Below are 5025 nucleotides of genomic sequence, written 5' to 3'. Positions count from 1 at the left end.
CACGGGCGGCCAGGGGCGAACTGGCCGACCTGCGGGCCCAAATGGCCGCGGCAAGGCCCGAGTCCCAGCGCCTCCCGGTCTCCTCGGGGGTCGGCCTTTACGGGCCCATCGGGCGAGACAAGCAGCGCGCGACGTTGTAGAAGCGGCCGCAACCGAAAGCCCCGTTTTCCGGCCGCGTCTGGCGGCCTCCATTTGCTTTGAGATCATGTCCCTGCTCGTCAAGATCTGCGGCCTGTCCACGCGCGAGACGCTTGAAATCGCGCTCGACGCCGGCGCTGACATGGTGGGGTTCGTGTTCTTTCCGCCGTCGCCGCGGCATCTGTCCCTGGAACTCGGCCGCGATCTCGGCCGCCAGGTAAAGCAGCGCGCGCTTAAGGTCGCGCTCACCGTCGATGCCGACGATGCGACGCTCGACAACATCATCGACGCGGTGTCGCCGGACATTCTCCAGCTCCATGGCAAGGAGAGCGTGGCGCGGCTGCGCGACATCAAGCAGCGGTTCGGCCGCCCCGTGATGAAGGCGGTTCCGGTCGCAACCGCGGCCGATCTCGCCGTGTTGCCCGGCTATGCCGCGGTTGCCGACCGCATCCTGTTCGATGCCCGCGCGCCCAAGGACGCGACGCGGCCCGGCGGCCTCGGGGAGCCGTTCGACTGGCACCTGCTCGAGAACCTCGATCTGGGACTGCCCTACATGGTCTCGGGCGGGCTTCATGCCGGCAATGTAGCAGAAGCCCTCCGCGTCACTGGCGCCGGCGGCGTCGACGTGTCCTCGGGTGTCGAGAGCGCTTCCGGCGTCAAAGACCCCAAGATGATCGAGGCCTTCGTCCGCGCCGCGCGCGCCACCCAAGATGCAAATCAAGAGTTGAGCGTCCGATGAATATCGCCAAGCCAAATTCCTATCGCAGCGGTCCCGACGACCGCGGCCATTTCGGCATTTTCGGCGGACGCTTTGTCGCCGAAACCCTGATGCCGCTGATCCTCGATCTCGATAAGGCCTACACCGAGGCCAAGGCCGATCCGGCGTTCCAGACCGAGATGAACGGCTATCTCAAGAACTATGTCGGCCGGCCGTCGCCGCTTTATTTCGCCGAGCGCCTCACCGAGCATCTTGGCGGCGCAAAGATTTATCTGAAGCGTGAAGAGCTCAACCACACCGGCTCGCACAAGGTGAATAACGTGCTCGGCCAGATCATGCTGGCGCGGCGCATGGGCAAGAAGCGCATCATCGCCGAGACCGGCGCCGGCCAGCACGGTGTCGCCACCGCGACGCTGTGCGCGCGCTTCGGCCTCGAATGCGTGGTCTATATGGGCGCCGTCGATGTCGAGCGGCAGCAGCCCAACGTCATCCGCATGGAGATGCTGGGCGCCACGGTGATGCCGGTGCAATCGGGCACGCGCACGCTGAAGGATGCCATGAACGAGGCCCTGCGCGATTGGGTCACCAACGTGCACAACACGTTCTACTGCATCGGCACGGTGGCGGGTCCGCACCCCTATCCGACGCTGGTGCGCGACTTCCAATCGATCATCGGCAACGAAACCAAGACGCAGATGCAGGAGATCGAAGGCCGCCTGCCGGATTCGCTGGTCGCCTGCATCGGCGGCGGCTCGAATGCGATGGGCCTGTTCCATCCGTTCCTCGATGATCCCTCGGTCGAAATTTTTGGCGTCGAAGCCGCAGGTCATGGCCTGACGCAGCTGCATGCGGCGTCGATCGCGGGCGGGCGTCCCGGCGTGCTCCACGGCAATCGCACCTATCTCCTGATGGACGCCGACGGCCAGATCCAGGACGCGCATTCGATTTCGGCCGGCCTCGATTATCCCGGCATCGGGCCCGAGCATTCCTGGCTGCACGAGGTCGGTCGCGTGAATTATCTCTCCGCGACCGACGACGAGGCGCTGGCCGCATTCCAGCTGCTATCAAAGCTCGAAGGCATCATTCCCGCGCTCGAGCCCGCGCATGCCATTGCCAAGGTGATGGAGCTCGCGCCGAAGCGTCCCAGGGATCACCTGATGGTCGTCAACCTCTCCGGCCGCGGCGACAAGGACGTCCCGCAAGTCGGCGACATCCTGAGGGGCAAGAGCAAGTGACCACGCGTATCGACACCCGTTTTGCCGAGCTTGCGAAACAAGGCCGCTCGGCCTTCGTGACCTTCCTGATGGCCGGCGATCCCGATCCGGCGACCTCGCTCGAGATCATCAAGGCGCTGCCGAAGTCAGGCGCCGACGTGATCGAGATCGGCATGCCCTTCACCGATCCGATGGCCGACGGCCCGTCGATCCAGGCCGCAGGGCTTCGCGCGCTCAAGGCCGGCATGACGTTGAAGAAGACGCTGGAGCTGGTGCGTGGCTTCCGCAAGGACGACAACGCAACGCCCATCGTGCTGATGGGCTATTACAACCCGATCTACATCTACGGCGTCGACAAATTCCTGGTCGATGCGAAGAGCGCCGGTGTCGATGGTCTGATCATCGTCGACCTGCCGCCGGAGGAGGACGACGAGCTCTGCCTGCCTGCGATGAAGGCCGGTCTCAACTTCATCCGCCTGGCGACGCCGACCACCGACGACAAGCGGCTGCCGGCCGTGCTCGCCAACACCTCGGGCTTCGTCTATTACGTCTCGATCACCGGCATCACCGGTGCGGCCGCCGCGGATACCACGGCCGTGAGCGAGGCTGTGGCCCGCATCAAGCGACATACAAAACTGCCGGTCTGCGTCGGCTTCGGCATCCGCACGCCGGAGACGGCACGCGCCATCGCCTCCCATGCCAATGGTGCGGTCGTCGGCACCGCGCTGGTCGATGCGCTCAAGAACAGCCTCGATGCCGAGGGGCGGGCGACCGGCAAGACCGTTAACGCCGTGGCGGAGCTGACCGCGGCCTTGGCCCAGGGCGTCAAGGGCGCGCAACAGGCGGCGGAATAGGCCATAATTCCGCTTTAGCTCTTTAGTTTGAGCATGATCTTGTCGGAAAACCGCTTCACACTTTTCCGGATCATGCTCTAACGCGGACGACACGGCGGCTTGCCGGGCGGAGGCCCGGCCGCCATATATCCCTTCAGGCGATCCGCGAAGCGGGTTCGCACATCGGAGCAAACCATGAACTGGCTTACCAATGTGGTCCGGCCGAAGATCCGCAACATGCTGCGGCGGGAGACGCCGGAGAATCTGTGGATCAAGTGCCCGGATTCCGGGCAGCTCGTGTTCTACAAGGACGTCGAGGCCAACCAGTTCGTCATCCCCGGCTCGAACTATCACATGCGCATGGGCGCGGTGGCGCGTCTGAAGTCGATCTTCGACAACGAGACCTGGTTCGACGTCGCGCTGCCCGACGTCACGCCCGATCCGCTCAAGTTCCGTGACGAGAAGAAATACGTCGACCGCATCAAGGATGCGCGGGCGCGGACCAATCTCAACGACGCGATCAAGGTCGGCTACGGCAAGCTCGAAGGCGCCGCCGTCGTCGTCGCCGTGCAGGATTTCGATTTCATGGGGGGCTCGCTCGGCATGGCCGCGGGCGAAGCCATCGTGCGCGGGCTGGAGCTTGCGGTCGAGAAGAAGTCGCCGTTCATCGTGTTCGCCGCATCCGGCGGTGCGCGCATGCAGGAGGGCATCCTGTCGCTGATGCAGATGCCGCGGACCACGGTGGCGGTGCAGATGCTGCGCGAGGCGAAGCAGCCCTATATCGTCGTGCTGACCAACCCGACCACCGGCGGCGTCACCGCGTCCTACGCGATGCTGGGCGACGTGCAGATCGCCGAGCCGGGCGCGCTGATCGGTTTCGCCGGCGCACGCGTCATCGAGCAGACCATCCGTGAAAAGCTCCCGGAAGGCTTCCAGCGTGCCGAGTATCTCAAGGAGCACGGCATGGTCGACATGGTCGTGCATCGCCACGAGTTGCGTCCGACCCTGGCGCGGCTCTGCCGGCTGCTGACCAAGGCGCCCGCGCAGGAAGGCGCATCGAAATCGGTGCAGCCGGTCGTCAGCCCGGCGCAGATCGTATCGGCCGCTGAGACGGCGCCGGCTGCGCCCCACGCGTGAACGCGACCTCCGACAGCGAGAAGACGCCGCTCGGCGAGCTGATCGGGCGGCTGTCGGCCCTGCATCAGAAGCGCATCGATCTCGGGCTGGAGCGGATGCACCGGCTGCTCGAGCGGCTCGGGCACCCTGAAAGCAAGCTGCCGCCGGTGATCCACATCGCCGGCACCAACGGCAAGGGCTCGACGCTCGCGTATCTGCGCGCGACGCTGGAGGCGGCCGGCCTGCGCGTTCACGCCTATACCTCGCCTTATCTGGTCCGCATCAACGAGTGCTTCCGGCTCGGCCGCGCTGGCGGCGGCGTGCTGGTCGGTGACGACGAATTGCGCGCGGCCCTGGAAGAGGTCGAGCGTGTCAATGCCGGCGAAGCCGCGACATTGTTCGAGCTGAAGACGGCGGCCGCCTTCCACCTGTTCGCACAGAACCCGGCCGATTTGGTGCTTCTCGAAGTCGGCCTCGGCGGCCGGCTCGATTCGACCAATGTGGTCGATGCGCCGGCGGCCTGCGTGATCACGCCCGTCAGCATGGATCACATGGACTTCCTGGGCGATACGTTGACGTCGATCGCCGGTGAGAAAGCGGCGATCATCAAGCGCGGCGTGCCCGTGATTTGCGCAGAGCAATCGCCGGAAGCGATGGCCGTGATCGAGGGGCAGGCGAAGCGCATGCGTGCGCCGCTGTTTGCCGCGAACGAGAGCTGGCACGTCAATGTCGAGCGCGGACGTCTGGTCTATTCGGACGATCGCGGCCTGATGGATCTGCCGGCACCGCGCCTGTTCGGTCGTCACCAGTTCGACAATGCCGGCCTTGCCATCGCGACGCTGCGCGCGGTTCCGAGCTTCAAGATCAATCAGGCAGCGTTCGAGGCCGGTATCGTCGGCGCGGAATGGCCGGCGCGGATGCAGCGCATCACCGCGGGCGAGCTGCTCGCTCTTGGGCCGCAGGGCTCGGAGATCTGGCTCGACGGCGGACACAATGCCGAGGGCGG

5 protein-coding genes and 1 pseudogene are annotated in these 5025 nt (G+C 65.6%); all 6 read left to right on the top strand.

Annotated elements, in window-relative coordinates; genetic code table 11:
- Window positions 1–140, top strand: a pseudogene (locus tag MOV74_RS41065) (DUF1049 domain-containing protein); the annotation flags it as partial.
- A 65-nt stretch (window positions 141–205) separates the two neighbouring features.
- Window positions 206–877, top strand: coding sequence for a phosphoribosylanthranilate isomerase (locus MOV74_RS31055; protein ID WP_246930699.1), 672 nt, complete (start codon window positions 206–208; stop codon window positions 875–877).
- A complete protein-coding gene (gene trpB, locus MOV74_RS31050) occupies window positions 874–2091 on the top strand; it encodes a tryptophan synthase subunit beta (protein ID WP_246930696.1) in 1218 nt (405 codons plus the stop codon). The genes MOV74_RS31055 and trpB overlap by 4 nt, the downstream gene beginning before the upstream one ends.
- Window positions 2088–2924 (top strand): tryptophan synthase subunit alpha, encoded by an 837-nt coding sequence (gene trpA / locus MOV74_RS31045; protein ID WP_246930693.1) that lies wholly within the window; start codon window positions 2088–2090, stop codon window positions 2922–2924. Before trpB ends, trpA begins: the two co-directional genes overlap by 4 nt.
- Before the next feature lie 174 nt (window positions 2925–3098).
- Window positions 3099–4040, top strand: a complete 942-nt coding sequence (accD, locus tag MOV74_RS31040; protein ID WP_246930691.1) for an acetyl-CoA carboxylase, carboxyltransferase subunit beta — start codon at window positions 3099–3101, stop codon at window positions 4038–4040.
- Window positions 4037–5025 (top strand): Mur ligase family protein (locus MOV74_RS31035; protein ID WP_246930689.1); only part of this gene is annotated, 989 nt, incomplete at its 3' end. The genes accD and MOV74_RS31035, both read left to right, overlap by 4 nt.

This window comes from Bradyrhizobium sp. SHOUNA76 (assembly GCF_023006445.1).
Classification (GTDB): Bacteria; Pseudomonadota; Alphaproteobacteria; order Rhizobiales; family Xanthobacteraceae; genus Bradyrhizobium.
This window is presented reverse-complemented; position numbering and strand designations above follow the sequence as displayed.

Bases quoted from the DNA above. Each gene is read 5' to 3' on its own strand.
- MOV74_RS31055 (WP_246930699.1), top strand. From the start codon at position 206: ATGTCCCTGCTCGTCAAGATCTGCGGCCTGTCCACGCGCGAGACGCTT.
- trpB (WP_246930696.1), top strand. From the start codon at position 874: ATGAATATCGCCAAGCCAAATTCCTATCGCAGCGGTCCCGACGACCGC.
- accD (WP_246930691.1), top strand. From the start codon at position 3,099: ATGAACTGGCTTACCAATGTGGTCCGGCCGAAGATCCGCAACATGCTG.